We start from the raw sequence: 17,876 nt of genomic DNA, 5'->3' as shown, positions 1-17,876 counted from the left end.
TCACTATAGGACGCCAAAACCTGATTTTCCACGAGACAACATTAACAAGGAGCTTAATGCGCGGCCTATCACGCCAACCTTGTGGCGGGCGTCAACCGATAGGCGCGACGGTACGGCGAAAAAATCTCCGGCGCGGTTTCAAGTATGGCGTTTTTATTGCTTCGGTAATTACTATAAGCCATTGATAAAAAGGCTTAAATTTCCCGCTTGGCATAGTCCAGGCCAGTAAGCCTAGGGTATAAGGCTTGTTGAAACTTAAATTTATGTAAGAGAATCTATGCGCATTTTACTTCAGAGTCTTAAGCCCGCCGCGCCAGTGCTGGATTTTCTAATGTTTCAATTGTTAATAGACTCCATACCGTCACTTTTTTACGCGAAATGAAACATTAGAAAATTATCGTTAATGCACTTAAAGTGTGCCCCATTCGACAATACTGCATTCCGGTAAAGCATGAATTACGGAAACGAGAGAGCTGCATGAGTAAGGAAATATCCGCCGCTGACATCAGCGTTATTATTCCCATCTACAATAGAGCCGATAAGCTGAGAGAAGCTCTTAACTGCATATACAAACAAACCGTCCTGCCTGGAGAAATTGTGGTGGTGGACGACGGTTCGAAAGACGATCCTGAGGCGGTCGTAAAAGAATTCAATGATCCTCGCATCAAATTCAAACGGCAGGAAAACGGGGGCCCCGGCGCTGCGAGAAATACCGCCATGGCCATGGCGACCGGCCGTATTCTGGCGTTCCTGGACTCTGACGATGATTGGTTGCCAGCCAAGCTGGAGATGCAGATCGCCAAGTGGAACGAATTGGTGCGGGAAGGCAAGGATTGCGTCATGTTGGACACATTCACGTCCTCTTCCTGTAACGGAGTGGTAAAGTGGCATAGAAAAATTGTGAAGGATGGCCCCAGCTTCGAGGGGTTGATTCTGGAGAATACGATTAACGGCACTTCCAGTGTGATCTGTGAGAAAGACCCGGTGCTGCAGGTCGGCGGATTTCCCGAGACCTATCGTTTCGCTGAAGACCGGTTCGTCTGGCTGACTTTGGCGCGTGCGGGCGGCTGTTATACCGTTCCTGAAATTCTGGTGATCAAAAATCATGAAGGCGATAACCTGACTGACGACATGGAGAAGAACCTGCATCATAAGCTGGAGTTTATTCGCCATGTGGAGCGCGAATTTAAGCTGCCTAAAAAAGAAGTCGCCAAGATGAAACTGTGGATGTTCGCTGACTTTTTAATGGCGTATCGCCGCCGCGGCAATTATGTGAAATCAGCGGAAATGGGCGGCAAGATGTGGGCCTGTGGAGATTTACATCTTTTAGCCTCTCACCCCAAAGCATTGGCGGCCATGGCTCTGGTGATGGGGCGTCAGAAGCTGTTGGCGATCACTGGAAAAAGATAAACGCCTGCTAAAATACAGACCAAAATAAAAAGCCGTTCCGGTATCCCCGGAACGGCTTTTTTTGTTCGCTCTATGCGCCCCTTACGATTTCATCAGGAAAGCCTTCAGGTCTGCGATCCAGGTTTTATGCAGCAGGGTGTACATCGCCAAATAGGTCACCATGCCGATGGCGATGATATTAGCGGACAATAACGCGGGATGTAGCGAGGAGTAGTAGGTGACGAAAACGTACACCGCGCCCACCATGCAGATAGCGGCGATGATGCTCTTGTACACCGTACGCAGCCACTCGCTGGGTTGGATATGTAGCGCTTTTTTCAACCCAAACACTTTCGCCGGCGAGGCGATCAGCGTATGCACGATAAAGGCGCAAGCCCCCGCCAAAGCGCCCATCTCGGCCCCCATTACTGCGGTGAAGGCCAGGGCGGAACCGGCTGCGATCAATTCAGAAGGCAGCGTCAGTTTGTTCTTGGCCACTGCCGTCAATGCTGTGGGCACATAGATGAGAGTGTTGCCTACCGCCGCCACCAACGCCAGGATCTGAATCAACGGCGCCGCCGGCCGCCACTCCTCGCCGAACAGGGTGGGGATCAGGTAAGGCGCCACCAAAGCCAGGCCTACAAACATCGGCAGTACGATGAAGCAGGTGGTCAGAGTGGTGAAACAGAACATTTTCTGTAAGTTGGGCAAATCATGCTGGTTTCTTGAAAACGCAGGCAGAGCGTAGCTGAGCAAGCCGCCGTAGATAGCGCTCCGGGGCATATCTATCATTCGGCGCGCGAGGCCATAAACGCCCACTGCGGCGGGACCGGCGGTGACGCCCAGAATGATGGCGATGCCGCGATTCATAGCGTCCCAGCTGGCCCCGCGTAGCGCAAGCGGCCAGCCAATGGCCAATAGCTCCCCGAACACGGACATGCGGAACCGCGAGCCGATGTGCAACTCACTGGAGCGAACCATGATCACTAAACTTACGAACGCCATGATGACGCTTTGGACGATGATGGCGAAGCTGCCATAACCGGTCCAGGCCAGGGTCAGGCCGACTGCTGCGCCGATGAGCTTGCCGCCCATGGTGCGTTTCGCCAGAGACTTGAACTTCCCTTTGCGTCGTAGATCCGCGACATAAATATGGCCGGTGGTCAGCAGGGGAATATGCAGTACGGAAATCAGCATCAACCATTGAAAGCGTACGTCGTCGGTGGCGAACAGGCTTCCTGTCATGACGGCGGCGGCAGTGATCAGGCTCACTACTAACCCGCCCCAGAAGGCGGAGTCAAAGTGAGTAGCCTGAACATCATCCTGACGCACCAACGGGTCTTCCAGGAAAGCCACGTAAATAACGCCGATGCCCTGTCCGATGGACAGGGCGAACAGCGCCAGCCCAAGCTCGCCGGGACCTAGCAGCTTGGCGTAGATAAAGAAAGTGAAAACGGAAATGAGTACGATGCTGAATTTCTCAACGAAAACCCACATCAACTTCCATGCCCGATGGTTTAACACACTATTGACTCCGTATTACACACTGACGAAAACGCCATTACACCAGCCAACAACGCATATAGCGGTCGATTTTGTTGTAACAGTTATCTGATAAAAGCACGGACTTGCCCAAGAGCAGAGCCAGTATCGCGCCATGCAGACGATCCGTATCGACCTGTCCGTAATTCTGATAGAAGTTCACCGCTCTATTGATCAGCGCATTGCTGAAGCGCACCCACAGCGGTGAAGTGAACAGATTGATATCGTGCTTGCGTTCCAATCCTGACACGCGGTTGAAGAGGCGAAACTTTTTCATGTCCATGGACGTGTACAGGGAGTTCCAGTCGAAGGCGTCCTCCACCGCGTCGGCCCCGGATACGGATTCGCAGTCTTTGCGACGGAACATCAGGGTGCGCTCGGGCATTTGTTGCGGCCAGGTCCATTCATCGATCAGCATGGTGGCCATATCCGGAGCCATAAGCAGTTGTTCCGGCGTCAATGCCTGCGACATGAAGTTAAAAGACTCCTGGTCGCGCACATACATCTTGAGGTTCTTGTGCTCCCGGTACAGGGAGCAGTTTTGCAGGAACGTCTCCGGCTCATTAAAGTGCACAGACTGCGGCATGATGAGGATAGGATTGTTGGGGAAGTGCTTTATTACTTTTTCCCGCAGCGCCTGATGAATGCTGTAGATATCGCCGAAATTGCCCCCGCCATGTAACAACAGCACCCAATCCTCCGGAATGCGCGTGCGGAAGAAACGGTCTGCGTTGCTGGTGGAGAAGCTCATTTCCACTTGCGCGCCTAGCTCCTCAAGCAGTGTCAGCGTGCCTTTGTAGATCAGCAGGTCGCCCAGATTCAAGTGCAGCGGATAATCCAGATAGACGACTTTTTTACCACGCAATTTGGGACTGAAGGTTAGCAGCAACTGTTCCTTCAGCTCGCGCCAGCGCGCCCGGTTGGGTTGCATTGAATTGATTCCGGTTGACTCCATGATGTGTCCCATTACTTGCTCTCCGCTGCTTGCTGGCCCGGCGCTACGCCAGCCTTCTTGAAGCGATGTCTGATGCGGCTCCATCGAGAAACGCCTTTGTTCTGAGAACAGGAGGCGATGTAGGCTTTGGAAGCCGGCGTAGAGGCGACGCCGGGCAACTTCCAGGAGGCGATGGCCTGTGGAAGCATGCCTAGCCCCTGCATGAACCCGATGGTGGAGTCAAGAATCAGTCCGGCGCGGAAGCCTTTGTACAAGGTGAGCATTGTGCCCAGGCACAAAGAGGCGAAAGGCGTTCTGAATTTAACGTCCATATAGAAACGGTTGCGTACATGAAAGCGCCAGCGCGGTCCGTTCCAATTGACCCGTCGCTCCGCTGCGACTTTGTGGCCGATCACCACTTCTGGCGAATAGCGGATTTTGTAGCCGCAGTTGATCAGCTTGCGTGACAGCTCCGCCTCTTCCTGCAGGAAGAACAGCGAATCGTCATAGCCGTTCACCTGATCGAAGACGCTGCGGCGAATCATATGGCCGGCGCCGACGAAATGCGTTGTGTAGAAAGGCTTTTCGCCCCATTCATGGGCGTTCTGCGTATAGCTCCAGCTGCTCAGGTCTTCGCAACGTGTGCCAAAGCGCAAAATGCGGAAGCCGATGGCGGCGAGATCTCTCTGTCGCTCCATGATTTCCACGGCATTGGCGATTTGGCGCTCGTCGATGAACTCCGCGTCGTTGTCCAATGCGACGATATAGTCGCCGTTACCCTGAAAAGCGGCCTGGTTGCGCCCGCCGGGAACGCCCAGGTTGTTAACGTTGCAAACCAGATCCACGTTCGGATATTGGCGGCAGAATGCGCGCAGTTGATTCAGGCTCTCAGGCTTGGAACCCTGATCCACAACGATTACGCGTAGCTCCACGCCGGTTTGCGTCAGTGCGCTGGCGATCGCGGCTTTGGTGTCTTCCAGCCGATCCCAGGATAGTATGGTTATGTCCACTGTCGTCATAAGTCGCCCAGCTCCATGGTGTGAGGTTGTCTAAAATGTTTAAGCGGAAAGGCCTTTTTGCAGGCATTCCGTATATCAGGTTTCTCTACGCTGATTTGCTTTTGTTGGCTTCGATGCGTCATCTCCACGTTCAACTCAGCTGCGCCGCCCGCCGCCCGCGTTTCGTCGTCAAACTTTGCAGTGCAGTGACTCCAATGCGCGCGGTCATTTTCCAGTTGCGTTTACTGGTCAGCCCTGGCAAGCCGCTGTAAAAGGCCGAAGCCGCCTCTTTCCAGCGCTGCTCGCGCAGTCTGTTGCGGCACAGCGATAAGTAGTAGTTGGCGTATCTTTCTTTCAGGGGCTCCATCGGCACCCCTAACTTCCTGGCGGTGGCCAGATGCTTGAACAGCACGTTGATGGTGTCGGTGTAAAACCGGTCTGACTTAACACTGGTGATATTGTCGCCATGATGCACGTAGGTGTAGGCGATGCCTTTGGAGCAGCCAACGCGGCCTTGCTCGGAGATGGTCATCCAAAGGTCGTTGTCTTCGGCGAACACTAGCTCGCTATCAAAGCCGCCGACCCGCTCCAATAGCGATCTGCGCACCAGCACCGCCTGGGTGGCGGCGAAACCCAGGCCATAGAGCGCTTGCAGGAATGGACGCTGGCGATAAGTCCAGCCGTCTGGAAAAGTGTGCTCGACAGCCGCCGCCAAGCGCTGGTTAACGTTATAGGCTTTGAAGAAGGACGGATGCTTCAGGACGTCATTTTCCATGACCTCATAGTCGCTGATCACCAGGTCCAGGCTGACGCCTTGCGCCGCGCATTGCTCCAATAATGCAATTTGTCGCTCCAATTTGGCCGGCGTCCAGCGGTCATCGGAATCGAGAAACGCCACCCACTGTCCACGCGCCAATTTCAGGCCGCTGTTGCGGGCGAGGGAAGGCCGGCCGGAATTTTCCTGCAGGCGGTAGCGCACGCGCGCATCTTGCGTAAACCCGTTGACGATTTCCGCCGAGCGGTCTGTAGAACCGTCGTCGACCACTATTAATTCAAAGTCGGCGAAGGTTTGCGCCAGCACGCTCTCTATCGCCTGGGCAACCGTTTTCTCCCGGTTATAGACGGGCATGATAACGGAGACTAATGGCGCTTCTGCGGTCATGTCGGAGTTTGCTGTTGTCACGATAGTATTCCTGATTGCCGCAGCCGGCTGTTAAAACGTGTAGCCAAAGTAATCGATCTCGTCCTTGTATATCCGACTCACCAACTGTCTGGTTTCCTCGTCGTAATACTGTCGATAATCTTCCCCGTCGCCCTTGATTTTGTGAGGTAGCTCAATGTGTTGAGCGCCCATGCGCTGACAGGCTTCCTTGAAATCCGCTTCCAGGTTTTCAAAGCGGCCGACGTAGTCGAGGGAGATGTCGCCGTTGTCGTCCTTGATCCAATAGGTTTGTGGGCGCAGCATGCCTTTTCCGGCGAAGGCGTGCATGAAGTCTTTGAAAGACATGTCGCCTTCAATGCCGAAAGTGCGTTTATGGGCTTCGTCGCGAATGACGTTCTTGTACATGGAGTAAGCCCGCGCCCAGGGGTTTCGAACGAAGGTGAACTTAAAGTAGTTTTTATACTGCTCGTCGGAAACGGTGATTTTGTTTTTTGGGTTCATGTCGCTGCGGCGCTGGTGCCTCACGCTGCGCGCGATGTCCAGCAGGCGCGCTTTGGATGTGAGCGCGCGCAGACTAAGTCGCGGCTTCGCCATCAGCCTGATTGATCTGTGGTCCTGGCCATTGCGTCCCTGGTATCCGTCAAGATGTCCCAAAGCGCTTTCAATGCTGGTGCCGGCGCATTTGGGGATATGGATAAAAATGCATTTGAATTCATGTGAGACCATGACTAACTCCATTGTGGCGTCAAATCAAAAACGCGACTGCGCAAGCCTGCGCAGCTGTGGATGACGCGACTCATGCGCGCGCCTCCGCTGGGTCCGGCTGCACTTCGTACAGCGGAGTGGGCGAGAGTTCTCGCGAAAGCCCATACTTGCCCGCCACGACGACAATGATCGAGAACATAAACATGTCGAAGCTCACGTGGTTCGGGATGATGAAACCGATATAGTTAACCGCCGCCTGAATCAGCAGAATGCTCGCCATTAATGCGAACACGGATGACTCAGGGTGGAAGGTGAAAGCGCGGGCGATGCGCCAGAAAGACATCACGAAGGTGGCGATCAAAATGACCAGCCCGACGTAACCGCCGTTGAGGCGCGTCTCAACATATCCGCTATGTGCGTTGCCGATGAACCCCCAGACTTTGACGAACGACTCTACATAGACGCTGGCCCAGAATGCGCCGTATCCGTAGCCGAGAGTGGGGCGGTCATCCAGACTGGGTCCTAATAGCTCCCAGATGATGGTGCGGTTGGTCAGCGATGGATCGCGTCCCAGAGACAGTAGAATCAATTCATAGAAGTAGTTAGCCAGTACGGCGCCAATCAACAGGCCCATCGTCACCACGATAAGACGGTTAAATGTCTTCTGGGAGTTACCGATCACCCGGCTGCCGTTGAAGATGGTGGTCAGGCCCATGCCCCCAAACACCATGGCCAGCGCGGTGGCTGAATTACTCAGAATAATCGCCGCCACCAGGCCGCCGATTAAAATTTTGTCCTGTCTGCTCTCATACATACGCAGGCCGTAGAAGGTCATGAGGGCGTAGACGTAGCAACGGGCGCCTGCGTTTTTGTCGCTGAAGATGCCCAGCAGCGCGCCTTCCCGCAGTCCGCCTTGAATAAAGCCGTTTTGGGGAGAAATCACCGCGTATATCAACCCGGCGATGGCGGCGCAGCCCAGAATTCTCGCGATGAGGCTGAGCAGGTATTCCGGTGTGTACTCCTGCAACAGCGCCAGCGCCGCCACAAAGACGATCATAAGGCTGATGATGCGGCGCACTGATACGCCGGGTTCAACCGACCATAGAATCGACAGCACGATATAGCCGAGCAATATCAGCCAGTAAATATGACGGGACACGAAGGTGCCCAGGGAGCGGTCGCGCAAATGCAGCACGAAATAACCGCCTATGGCCAGTATGCTGAGACCCACCAGCTGGCGCACCATGTTGCCGCTGGCGGACTCTGCGATCATTTCCGCACCGCCATGGCCGCTTCTGCCGCCTCCAGACACCAGTCCGGTCAGGAACGACATAAAGCCCGAGTAATAAAACATGACCAGGCCGAGAAAAAAATCTCTTAACTGATTGCGCGTAATCGTCACAGGATACGCCCGTTTTCGCAGTTAACCGATGTCATCCGTACTCAGCGCCCCCAGACAGTGACAGAACCGTTTAATACCGCACTGTAGGCTTGAGCGGATAGGGCGTCGCGATAGCGATCAGCCCGATTTTTCAATTCAGCGTTGTCGCTGGGTTGCTCCATGCATTGGCGTAACGCCTGCGCCATGGCGTTGACGTTATCCACTGGCACCAGTGGCGCCAAGCGTCCCTGGTCCAGAATTTCATCCGGCCCGGAAGGGCAATTGGTCGCCAGGACAGGAACGCCTGTAGCCATGGCTTCCACCAGGACGTTAGGGCTTCCTTCAAACCGCGAAGACAGTACAAACAGGTCCGCCGCTTTCATCTCAGCCAAAGGGTTGGCGGCGTAACCGGGCAGATCGACTCTTTCCGTCAATTGCAGCTGGCTGACAAGCGCGCTCAACTCTTCGCGTAACTCACCTTCACCGAATATGACCAGTCTCAGGTTCGGTATGTCCGCAACCTGTGCGAAGGCGCGGATAAGCGTGTCGAATCCTTTTTGATGGCTGAGTCGTCCAACCGCGACCACCACACGTGTAGCCGGGTCTTGTAACCATGGGTGACTGGCGGGCTCATCCATCATTGTAAGTACTTTGGCGGTCAATACCGGGTTGGGTGCGACGACAATGTCCTTGGGGCGCAGAGACTCTGTCTCAACCAAGTCGCGGGCGACGCCTCCGGAGACTGCGATGACAGGGTTCGGCAGACGGCGATAAATCCTGGGCGCCAGCCAGTAGGTGAATTTCATCACCGCACCAGTGTTGACCTTTTTATCCAGTGAGTAGGTGTTGCGCTCGCTCACCACCAGACGGCGCAACATGCCTGTCATGGCGCAGGCGAGAGCGGCCGCCACGTTGACGTGGGTCAACGCGGATAGAATTCTATCTGGCTGAGCCTCGCGCAGGTAGGCCGCCAGCCTGGGCACGGAGCTCAGGGTGCGCGGGGAGCCGAGCTCCACCAGCTTCACTGCTGAGGACAGCTCCGCCTTGTTGACGCCGCCCTCGGTCAGTAGAACCATGGTTACGGCCGTATTCTGCTCCGCCAGAGCATTGGCGAGCCGCACCATCATTTTTTCAGCGCCGCCGCCCCTTAGATCATGCAGGACGATGGCTACGCTTTGGGTCTTCATGCCATCCGCTCTCCGAACAGCTTGATGTAAGCGTCGGCGGCGTCGGCGTAACGGTATTTGCTCACCGCTTCCGCCTCTGGCGCGATGGGGGTCGTCAGGTTGTCGACAATGGCCTGCGCCAATGCGGCTGGGTTCTGGTTCGGCGCCAGTCCGCCGTAACGGCCGTTGTCCAGCAATTCACGAGGACCCGTTTCGCAGTCGCTGGAAACCACTGGCACGCCAAGGGCGATGGCTTCCACCAACGCAGTCGGCAAGCCTTCATGGCGGGAGGACATGACAAAGAGTCTGGCGTGCTTGATGATCGCGTACGGATTGGGAGTGAAGCCATAGAAAATCACTTTGTCAGTCAAGCCGAGGTCGGCGGCTTGTTTCTCCAACGCGGCGCGATCATCGCCGTCTCCTACGATAACCAGCTTTGGCAGCGCAGGCTGTAGCGTCAGCGCCTGTTTGTACGCGTCCAACAGCAAGTCGAAGCCTTTCTGCTCACACAGTCTGCCCACTGCGCAGAGATAGTCGCCCTGAATCGGCGCGGACTCTTGCGCCAGAGTGAAGATGCGTTCATCAATAATCGGGTTGGCCCGCGCTACGACCTTGTTACGGTTATAGGGCAGGAACGCCTTGATTTGGTGCGCAAGATCTTCAGAGACCGTAACGATGCGGCTGCGGGTCAGCGCGTACATGCAATACAGCGCTTTGATGCTACGCGGGGCCAGCTTTTGGTCTGAGACGTCAAAAGCGCAGTGACGGGTGAACAACTTCATGACCCGCGGCAAAAACATGAGGGAGACCAGGCTGATCAGGTTGGCTGTCTCTTTTGATGAGATGACGACGCCAATACGATTGTTCTTCACATGACGGCGCAATCTCAAAAACTCACTGATAAGTTTAAGTGGGCTCTTACGGCTTGGCTCAACCAAAGTAACCGGCCAGTCCTGGCGCAATTGACTGATGTCCTCTTCTTTGGAAAAGAACACATAAAACTCGGGATCGTATCCCTGCGCTTTCAAACTGGTGGCCAGATTCGCGGATACACGTTCCACGCCACCGCCTTTGGAGAACGTCTTCAGCAGAAACAGCACTTTCTTGCTTTCCGTATCTCTGTCGCCGCGGTAGCGGTTTTTATAGGCCAGATAAATCGTATGAGGATTAGTGATCAAGTAACGCCAGAACAGTTTGCGTGGATTGAGGACCATGCGGTGCACCCATTCCAGACCGTTGTTCTGCACCCATTCCGGCGCTCTTTTATAGTGTCCGGTTAAAAAGTTGTAGCAGCCGCCGCAGCTGATCACCACCGGCACTTTCAACTTGTCTTTGTGGCGGATGCAGAATTCCTGTTCTTTGGGTTTGCCCAGACCTACCCAAAGTACGTCTGCGCCGGACTGGTTGATTTCCTCCACGATGTTCAACTCATCCGCCGCCGAAAAATATCCGTCGCGTACGCCCACGATTTCTGCATTGGCGTAAGTATCGCTGTAGATTTTCGCCGCCTGCTCCACAACGTCCTTCAGGCCGCCCAAAAAGAAATGTTTCAGAGTTGGGGCGTAGTGAACGGGGATGTCGTGAATCATGTCAGTGGTGGCCGAGCGCTCAGCGATAGGTCGCTCTGAGAACCAGCGCGACAAAGTCACTACGCTTTGTCCGTCCGCGTGCACCAGATCGACGTTATTCATCAGTTCAAGGTAGGCGGGATCTGAGCCCGCCAATGAGATCGCCTGCCCATTAGAGGAGAAAATCAAAAACGCCGACTGGTCCGGAGTATAGTTTTGGCAGATTTCCCCCACCAGCAACGCGAGCTGTTTGCGGTCGAGACAACTGGTCTTGATTCCGCCGACGTTGGTGGTTGTGGCTTCGTTAAGCATTCTGACAGTCCCTTAAACTATTTAGATCAATATCTGGTGTTTGAGTTAATAAACAGTCGACTTCGTCAAGTGTGAGACGAGTCGCGCCGACGGGCCCTTCCTGTAGGGCTCCGTCGGCGAATACGGTTAGCGGGCGATGCTGAGGCCGCGACCGATGCCGTAGTAATCCAGGCCGTGTTTTTTCACAGTTTCAGGATCGTATAAATTTCTACCGTCGAAAATCACCGGGCTTCGCAATGTTTGCTTGATCATTGCAAAATCCGCCGCGCGGAAAGACTTCCATTCCGTACAGATAACCAGCGCGTCGGCGTCCTGCAGTGCGGACTCTTTGGTGCCGACCAGCGACAGGTCGTCGCGGGCGCCGTAAATACGCTGGGTTTCTTCCATGGCTTCCGGGTCATATGCGCGGACTTTCGCGCCGACGCGCCACAAAGCTTCCATCAACACGCGACTGGAAGCTTCACGCATATCGTCGGTATTGGGCTTGAAGGACAATCCCCACAACGCGATGGTTTTGCCTTCCAGTTTGTGGTCAAAATAAGCGCTGACTTTTTTGAACAACGTTTCTTTCTGGCGATAGTTAACCGACTCCACCGCCTTCAGCAATTGCGCGTCGAAATCAATGCTGTCTGCAGCGCGAACCATTGCTTGCACGTCTTTCGGGAAGCAGGAACCGCCGTATCCACAGCCGGGATAGATGAAGTGGTAGCCGATACGTGGGTCGGAGCCGATGCCCTTGCGTACGTTCTCAATATCCGCACCGAGCTTCTCCGCCAGGTTGGCGATTTCATTCATGAAGCTGATTTTCGTCGCCAGCATGCAGTTGGCGGCGTATTTTGTCAGTTCCGCTGAGCGTACGTCCATAACAATCATACGGTCGTGATTGCGATTAAACGGCGCGTAGAGTTCACGCAGCTTTTCTACGGAGGCCGGGTTTTCGGAGCCAACAACGATACGGTCAGGTTTCATACAATCGGTGACCGCCGCGCCTTCTTTCAGGAACTCTGGGTTGGAGGCGACGTCAAAATCGATGCTTTCGCCGCGCTCGCTTAATTTTGCGGCGATGGCGGCGCGCACTTTGTCCGCAGTGCCGACAGGAACGGTGCTCTTGTTGATGACCAGCTTTGGCGCAGTCATGTAACTGGCGATAGTGGCGGCGACGCCCAGCACGTACTTAAGGTCGGCGGAGCCGTCTTCATCCGGAGGCGTGCCTACGGCGATGAACTGAATTTCAGCATGCTCGACGCCCAGCTTGGCGTCAGTCGTAAACTTGAGCCGGCCCGATTCAAAGTTAGCTTCTACAATAGGCGTCAGGCCGGGTTCGTAAATTGGAATGATCCCCTTCTTCAGGCTCTCGACTTTCGCCTCATCGACATCGACGCACATTACATCGTGTCCGACATCGGCAAGTACGGCCGCCTGAACAAGGCCTACATAACCGATTCCAAATACTGTTACTTTCAATTCTCATCTCCTTGAAGATTAATTCAGCAATTGGCTGTTTTTTGTATTCGGCGGCGCGCAAATAATATTCGACATTCCGCTTAAATGAAGACTTACAAAAAATACGCCAGATTTATTACAGGTTTTACTTACAGCATGAAATTGTTCATTAATCGCACCCCGGAATAGTAGAGTCGGGGTTGTATAAGGTTGAGGCCGCCATAAAATTGCTTAAAGAATTTGAGATGTAAACTCTTTTTGCATCAAAATGGAGCCCCGGAGAATACATTCTGTCGCGACCGCTCCTCTTTGGGGCGGCGCGGGGCCTGTGGCCGCCGTAGCCAGGCTGTTGTGCGCGAAGATACATTAAATTCCTTTCATGAAATGAAATTGTCTTTCCAAAACATTATTGTGTTAAAGCTGCCTTCACGGACGAATACAGACGCCTATTACAATACCAGAAGTAATGCCATGTTATTTATAGAACTTTTTGGCTAGTACAAAGGAAATACTTGTGTAGGCATTCCGTATTTTTATACGTATAGGAGTACATTCTTGCTGAATTTTATAAGGTTTCATCCGTATTAAACGATATAATGCGACCCACTCGCGTAAGTGGAACCTTATAAAATTTTTCATAATGAACTTAAGAGTGGACATGTTTTAATGCTCGCGGCGCTTTTTCGTCGCAGGCATGCTTCCTGCTTGGTCATATGATGGCTGAAATGAAATAGACTATCATGTTTGTCTTAAGGGCTAACAACCTCAAGTAATGCTAAAGGACTATGAAGAATGACAGTTGGCGGTAGTACCAAATCTAAACTTCTTTTTAACTTTAACAAGCATATTAAAAAAACAATCCGCGGCCATCGCGGTGAGCTTCGTATTTTGGCTGCATGCGTCGCCGCTTTGGGCGGCTCTTCAGCGTGGGCGGCTGCGGAACCCTTTTCTTTCTCCGCCGGGCCGGTCAATGTTTACCCTCAGGTGAAAGTCGAGGAAAAATATAACGACAATATCTACTTGCAGAAAGATGACAAGAAAGAGTCGTTTGTCACCATCGTTTCCACCGGCGTGACTTTGGAAGCGCTGAAGGGCGATGACAGTTATTATCTGGGATACAAGCTGAGTTCGGGAAGCTACGCCAGCGCCCATACTGACGACTATATCGATCACTTCGTCAACGGTAAGGCGTTCTGGACGCTGAATCACCGCAACACGCTGGAGCTGCTTGGCCGCTTTGAGGCAGGGCATGAGGATCGCGGCACCGGCATCAAGCAGGGTCCGGATGTTGCGCCGCTGGAGGATCTCATTGAGTACGATCGCTCCGCCGCCGCGTTAACCTACACTTTCGGTTCCAAGACCTCCGATGGGCGCCTGACGCTAAAGCTGGCTGGCGCGCAGACTGAGTACACCAATCAACGTGACGAGACCCGTCTGCGTGATCGTCGCACTCTCGAAACCGGCGTCGGCTTTTACTGGCGGGTGGGGAACAAGACCGGTCTGGTGTTGGATGTGTCGCGGACGCACACGGATTACATGAATGACCCGTCTCCTTCGGACGGCGCCGGCGGCAGTAAAGACAGTGACTATTACAAGTTCCTCGCCGGGATTTCATGGGCGGCGACGGACATTACCAAGGCCACCTTTAAAGTTGGTCGCGCGGAAAAGCGTTTTGACGACGAGAGCCGCGAAGATTTTTCCGGCGCCAGCTGGGAAACTATTGTCGACTGGGCTTTGAAGCCCTATTCCAAGCTGCGTTTTACGGTAGAACGCAGCGCTGAGGAATCCTACGGAAGAGGCGACTTCATCGATGCGAAGCAAGTAGGCGCTTCCTGGACGCACAACTGGAACGATCGGATTACGAGCAAGGTCGGATACAACTGGACCCGCGATGTGTACGAAAATGACCCGGAGTCTCGTAAGGACGATACGTCCGAAGCGACGCTGGCGTTGGATTACGCATTCAGGGAATGGTTGAACGTCGGCGCGTCATGGAACTTTAAAGACCGTGATTCAACATTGGACAGCTATTCGCATACACGCAATCTGGCGACCATATATGTTAATGCAGGGTTTTAAAGTTAAATGCGGATAAAGTATCTTGTTCGTGTCGAAATTTATACAGGTGTGGTGTTTGGATGAATCATTACAGGAAGCATTGGGTAGCCATGGTCAGCGGTGTGTTTCTATCCGCTTTGATGCTGCTGGCTTCAATATTGATTCCGGCGCAACGGAGTTTTGCGGAAGAGGGGTTGTCTGACTATACGCTTGGCTCCGGAGATTATGTGCGTGTTCAAGTGTATGGCGAAAGCGACCTGACGCTGGAGGCGCGGCTCACCGATGCAGGCACGGTCTCGTATCCCTTTCTGGGGGAGATTAAAGTGCTTGGTTTGACGGTGAGCCGGTTGCAGGAGCTGATTGCGAATGGTTTGAGGGACGGGTATTTGGTCGACCCCAAAGTCAGCGTCACTATATTGGAATACAGGAAGTTTTTTATTAATGGCGAAGTAAAGAATCCGGGCGGTTTTTCCTATCAGCCTGGCTTGACCGTGCGTAAGGCTGCGTCATTAGCTGGCGGTTTCACCAACCGCGCAAACAAGAACAAGATTTTTATCATTTCCGAAAACGATCCGAATCAAACCCAGCGTCCTGCGGACCAGAGCACTCGCATACATCCAGGGGACATTATTATTGTGGAAGAGAGTTTCTTTTAAATGGATAACTTAAGATCAACGCCGCCGCGACATCTGGCGGACACGCCCGGCGACAAAGAGATCATCGATCTTCGACGTTATTGGAACGCTATTCTTGAATACAAGTGGGGCATCGTGTTTTTGGTCTTGCTGGCGGGAGGCGTCGGCTATGTGGCGCTGAAGTACATCAAACCGATGTATCAGGCGACCACCACCGTGTTGATTGAAAACAACCAGCCCAAAGTTATCAATATTCAGGATGTTTATGGCCTGAACAGCAACAATCAGGAATATCTGCAAACCCAATACGAGATTCTGCGTTCCCGCAGTCTGGCTGAAGAAGTGGTGACGCGGCTGGAGTTGGTCAATATGCCTGAGTTTGATCCATTCCGCCAAAAGGCCTTCAACTGGAAAGAATGGGTTCCGCTGGAGCAGATTGAGTCTGTGTGGCCGTTTGAGCCGGAGATGCTCGATTTCCTGCGTATCAATAAAAAGCCGCTTTCTGAAAAGGCTAAGTTTGAAGCGGTAGTCGGCATCTTTATGTCGCGGTTGACGATTGATCCGGTGCGCAACACGCAATTGGTTAAAGTTCGCTTTGACGCCAGAGACCCGAAACTGGCGGCGCTGATCTCCAACGCCACGGCGACGCAGTTTATAGAAAGCCATCTGGCGGCGAAAATGGCGCTGACAGAGAAGGCCACCATGTGGCTGGGAGAGAGCCTGGAAGGGCTGCGTGAAAAACTGCGTGAATCAGAGAAGCGCCTGCAGGAATTCCGCGAAGCGGAGAAGCTGGTGGATGTCAAAGGGGTTAAAACCCTGAATGCGGAAGAGCTGTCCAAGCTGACCGAGCGTAATGTGGAAGCGCGCCGCGTGCGTATGGAAGCCGCCAACGTATATCAGCAGATGACGATCTTTGGCGAAACGCCGCCCCCTGAATATCTGTTGGAGCTGCCGGCGATTCTGGAAAACCCGCTGGTGCGCTCTCTGAAGGAGAGGCAGGACGATGCGCAGCGTAAAGTGGATGAATTGAGCAAACGTTACGGTGAGAAGCATCCTAAAATGATTTCTGCGATGGCGGAGCTGAAGTCCATCAAGTCAGAGTTGGAAACGCAGTTGCAGCGCGCCGCAAGGGGGATTGAGTCCGCCTACAAGATTTCTGTGGAGAATGAGCGTTCCATCGCCAGACAGCTTGACCAGGCGAAGAATAGTTTGCAGGGCGTAAACAGGAAGGAATTCCAGTTGCGTGAGCTGGAAAGAGAGGTTGAGACCAACCGTAAGCTTTATGACCTGTTTATGTCCCGCGCCAAAGAGACGCATGAAGCGACGGGGTTGCAAGCGGCGCATGCGCGTATCATCGATTCTGCGATTCCTCCGGGTTCACCCTACAAGCCAAATAAAAGAATGATTTTCCTGATGTTGATCATGGCTGGCTTTGGGTTGGGTATCGTGCGCGCTTTCATCCGCGACGCACTGGATAACACTATTCGCAGCACGGCTGATATTGAGGAAAAATTCCGTTTGCCTGTGCTTGGTCTGCTGCCGCTAGTGAAAAGCAAGAAATCAAAGGCGGCTTTTGAAGGCTTCCTGTCCTCAATGCATAGCCACTTTGCGGAGTCCATTCGCAGTCTGCGCACCAGCTTGATACTGTCACGGGTGGATCAGCCCTATAAAGTTATTCTGGTGACTTCCACCGTTCCGGGAGAAGGTAAAACCACAGTAGCGTTGAACCTGGCGGAAGCGTTGGGGCAGACTGAAAAAGTGCTGTTGATAGACGGCGATATGCGTCGCTCTATGCTGGCCAAGTCGATTGGGCTGCCGCTGGATACTCCGGGATTGTCGGATCTGGTCGCCGGTACGGCGGAAGTGGAGCACTGCCTGCACCGTCTCAATGGCACTAAGGCCAGCGTACTGACGGCGGGAACTCAGCCCAGCAATCCGTTGGAGATGATTTCCAGTAACCGTTTTCACCTGGTGTTGGCGGTGCTGAAGAAGCGCTATGATCGCATCATTATTGACTCTGGGCCCACCCAGGCGGTGAGTGATTCGTTGGTGTTATCCTCTTATTCCGATGCGGTGGTGTACATCATCAAATCGGAAGATACGCCAGCGCCGCTGATTCAGAAAGGCATCAAACGTCTGCGCGAAGTTAACGCCAATCTTGTGGGAGCGGTGCTGAACCAGATAGATGTGGCGAAGCGTAAGAATCAGCATGAATATATTCATTACTCTTCCTACAACACCTATCCGCTCAAAGAGAGCGGCGTTACTGCAGCGAAAACCAAACGCCGGGTTGAGCCAACCGGAGTGTAGGTTGCTCCAGTAAAATAATTCACAAAGCCCGCTTGTATGCGGGCTTTTTTATGCGCGGGATATATATCGTGCTCGAGTGTTGTTTTCTATCAACTAGCGTCTATATATAGGGTGGGGTGGCTGACGGGCGGGTTTTCGCCGCTTCTTCATTTATATTGACATGGCAATGATATTGGCATGTTGATAGTCAGGCGCATGGATGCGCCTGCGCGGCGGCTAGCCGCGGGAGACAGGGCCTGACATGTGCCGGCCCTGTCGTTGCTGACAAATAGA

At 53.5% G+C, this 17,876-nt stretch carries 13 protein-coding genes; 4 read left to right on the top strand and 9 right to left on the bottom strand.

Features of this window, described 5'->3' with window-relative positions; all coding sequences use genetic code 11:
• Positions 1 to 477: 477 nt before the first annotated feature.
• Positions 478 to 1,410 (top strand): glycosyltransferase family 2 protein, encoded by a 933-nt coding sequence (locus tag HCH_RS21055; RefSeq protein WP_011398456.1) that lies wholly within the window; start codon positions 478 to 480, stop codon positions 1,408 to 1,410.
• Positions 1,411 to 1,491: 81 nt separating this feature from the next.
• Here the strand turns inward: HCH_RS21055 and HCH_RS21050 are convergent, their stop codons facing one another.
• From HCH_RS21050 to HCH_RS21005, 9 genes are all read right to left on the bottom strand, one after another.
• Positions 1,492 to 2,913 carry an oligosaccharide flippase family protein gene (locus HCH_RS21050; RefSeq protein ID WP_011398455.1) on the bottom strand — a complete coding sequence of 474 codons (1,422 nt, stop codon included), beginning with the start codon at positions 2,911 to 2,913 and terminating at the stop codon, positions 1,492 to 1,494.
• Positions 2,914 to 2,950: 37 nt separating this feature from the next.
• Positions 2,951 to 3,862 carry a polysaccharide pyruvyl transferase family protein gene (locus HCH_RS21045; RefSeq protein WP_158304985.1) on the bottom strand — a complete coding sequence of 304 codons (912 nt, stop codon included), beginning with the start codon at positions 3,860 to 3,862 and terminating at the stop codon, positions 2,951 to 2,953.
• 35 nt (positions 3,863 to 3,897) lie between these two features.
• Positions 3,898 to 4,884, bottom strand: a complete 987-nt coding sequence (locus HCH_RS21040) for a glycosyltransferase family 2 protein (RefSeq protein ID WP_011398453.1) — start codon at positions 4,882 to 4,884, stop codon at positions 3,898 to 3,900.
• Positions 4,885 to 5,014: 130 nt separating this feature from the next.
• Positions 5,015 to 6,046, bottom strand: a complete 1,032-nt coding sequence (locus HCH_RS32620) for a glycosyltransferase family 2 protein (RefSeq protein ID WP_011398451.1) — start codon at positions 6,044 to 6,046, stop codon at positions 5,015 to 5,017.
• Positions 6,047 to 6,076: 30 nt separating this feature from the next.
• The gene (locus HCH_RS21030; protein ID WP_011398450.1) at positions 6,077 to 6,751 is read right to left on the bottom strand and encodes a sulfotransferase family 2 domain-containing protein; all 675 of its coding nucleotides are present in this window, start codon (positions 6,749 to 6,751) and stop codon (positions 6,077 to 6,079) included.
• 70 nt (positions 6,752 to 6,821) lie between these two features.
• Entirely contained in the window at positions 6,822 to 8,132 is a 1,311-nt protein-coding gene (locus tag HCH_RS21025) for an O-antigen ligase family protein (protein WP_011398449.1), read from the bottom strand.
• Positions 8,133 to 8,173: 41 nt separating this feature from the next.
• Positions 8,174 to 9,298, bottom strand: a complete 1,125-nt coding sequence (locus HCH_RS21020; RefSeq protein ID WP_011398448.1) for a glycosyltransferase — start codon at positions 9,296 to 9,298, stop codon at positions 8,174 to 8,176.
• Positions 9,295 to 11,157: a WecB/TagA/CpsF family glycosyltransferase gene (locus tag HCH_RS33240; RefSeq protein ID WP_011398447.1), complete on the bottom strand. Its 1,863-nt coding sequence runs from the start codon at positions 11,155 to 11,157 to the stop codon at positions 9,295 to 9,297. The genes HCH_RS21020 and HCH_RS33240 overlap by 4 nt, the downstream gene beginning before the upstream one ends.
• A 126-nt stretch (positions 11,158 to 11,283) precedes the next feature.
• Positions 11,284 to 12,621 (bottom strand): UDP-glucose dehydrogenase family protein, encoded by a 1,338-nt coding sequence (locus tag HCH_RS21005; RefSeq protein ID WP_011398446.1) that lies wholly within the window; start codon positions 12,619 to 12,621, stop codon positions 11,284 to 11,286.
• Between the two features lie 867 nt (positions 12,622 to 13,488).
• Here HCH_RS21005 and HCH_RS21000 point away from each other — a divergent pair.
• Genes HCH_RS21000 through HCH_RS20990 form a run of 3 tightly spaced genes read left to right on the top strand, consistent with a single transcriptional unit; the run spans position 13,489 to position 17,603 of the window.
• Positions 13,489 to 14,679: an outer membrane beta-barrel protein gene (locus HCH_RS21000; protein ID WP_158304984.1), complete on the top strand. Its 1,191-nt coding sequence runs from the start codon at positions 13,489 to 13,491 to the stop codon at positions 14,677 to 14,679.
• Between the two features lie 59 nt (positions 14,680 to 14,738).
• The gene (locus HCH_RS20995) at positions 14,739 to 15,314 is read left to right on the top strand and encodes a polysaccharide biosynthesis/export family protein (RefSeq protein WP_011398444.1); all 576 of its coding nucleotides are present in this window, start codon (positions 14,739 to 14,741) and stop codon (positions 15,312 to 15,314) included.
• Entirely contained in the window at positions 15,315 to 17,603 is a 2,289-nt protein-coding gene (locus HCH_RS20990; protein ID WP_011398443.1) for a GumC family protein, read from the top strand.
• Positions 17,604 to 17,876 lie beyond the last annotated feature (273 nt).

It is taken from the genome of Hahella chejuensis KCTC 2396, assembly GCF_000012985.1.
Classification (GTDB): Bacteria; Pseudomonadota; Gammaproteobacteria; order Pseudomonadales; family Oleiphilaceae; genus Hahella; species Hahella chejuensis.
This window is presented reverse-complemented; position numbering and strand designations above follow the sequence as displayed.